The sequence below is a fragment of the Aminicella lysinilytica genome (assembly GCF_004362975.1).
Taxonomy (GTDB): domain Bacteria; phylum Bacillota; class Clostridia; order Peptostreptococcales; family Anaerovoracaceae; genus Aminicella; species Aminicella lysinilytica.
In genome coordinates this window covers 1-1185 of the sequence record NZ_SNXO01000090.1, presented here as the reverse complement: position 1 = coordinate 1185, position 1185 = coordinate 1, and the positions used below count along the sequence as shown (strand labels likewise).

Here is a 1185-nt window from a genome sequence, read left to right as displayed (position 1 = left end):
ACTAAAGGAAAGTCTATTCGATATAGCAGTATGATTCGCTATAATAGCGATAAAGAAATTTCAAAAAAACTGTCCGAAATCTTGACAGAGTACCAAATAGAAAGCACTTAAAGTTAGATTGACTATCTAAACTCTAGGTGCTTTTTTGTGTCTCTGTGTCAAATGTTGGGGTGACACACAATTTAATAAAAAAATTGACTTTCTGGACGCATTTTTATGCGTCCAGTTTTGCTATTTGATCTCAGTCAAATAAGTGATGTTAAATTTTATGGTTTATGATATTTTAAGCACTCATAACATGCATAATTCTTTTCCTAAACCTAGGGAAATTACGTACGCCATAAGCATTTCTTTTAAGCACCTTAATTTTATTGTTGCAACCTTCAGTGTATCCGTTTGTTAAACCTGTATTGAATGCATTAAGTATTTCTTCTTGCCAACTGGAGAATGTTTCGACGCATTTATGAAATCTAGTCAGGTCTGTTGCACCCACGTGCATGAACCAATCACCAAGTTTTTTTCTTGCTGTAATCAAGTCTTTTGATTTCATAAACTCTCTAAATTCGTGCATCAAGTAATAGCTTTGTGCTAGAGGTTTAGATAGCTGCAGCATTAGGGATACTTGCTGGAGTTCATCTTCTGTTAATTTTTCTCTACCTTTCAACAATAATGTCCTTGACCGTTTGAAATACTTTCTTCTTTTAGTACCAAACTCTTTTTGAACTTGTTTTCTAATATCCTCAAAAGCCCATTGAACCTGTCTGTAAACATGATATTTGTCCGCGATAATTTCTGCATTGGGGAAACAGCTTTTCGCCATACTTCTAAATAAGCTGCTCATATCCATAACAATGTATTTAACATTATTGCGATTGTTAAACGTTGCAAAATAGGCACTTAGGCTTTCTATAGTTCTTTCTGGAAGAATATCTAATACTTCATGTTTTTTCGGATTTGTGAGTATACACTGAAATTTTCTACCGGCATTACCCTTGAATTCGTCAATTGATAATATTTCAGGTAATGAATTAAGATCATAGTTAACATGGTCAATAATTCTAGCTACACTAGAAGGAGAAATATTACAACTTTCGTAAGTGGTAAACCACATGTACCTGTTCAAACCCACCTGAATCTGAGATAATACAAGTATCAAAAACTTTAGTTGAAGTTTTTGCAACTTGC

Annotated in this window: 1 protein-coding gene; it reads right to left on the bottom strand. The window is 33.7% G+C overall.

Annotation, left to right across the window (positions count from 1 at the left end; translation table 11 throughout):
* Positions 1 to 283 precede the first annotated feature (283 nt).
* Positions 284 to 1185, bottom strand: a 902-nt coding sequence (locus EV211_RS10620) for an ISL3 family transposase (protein WP_166635455.1), incomplete at its 5' end; no start/stop codon positions are given.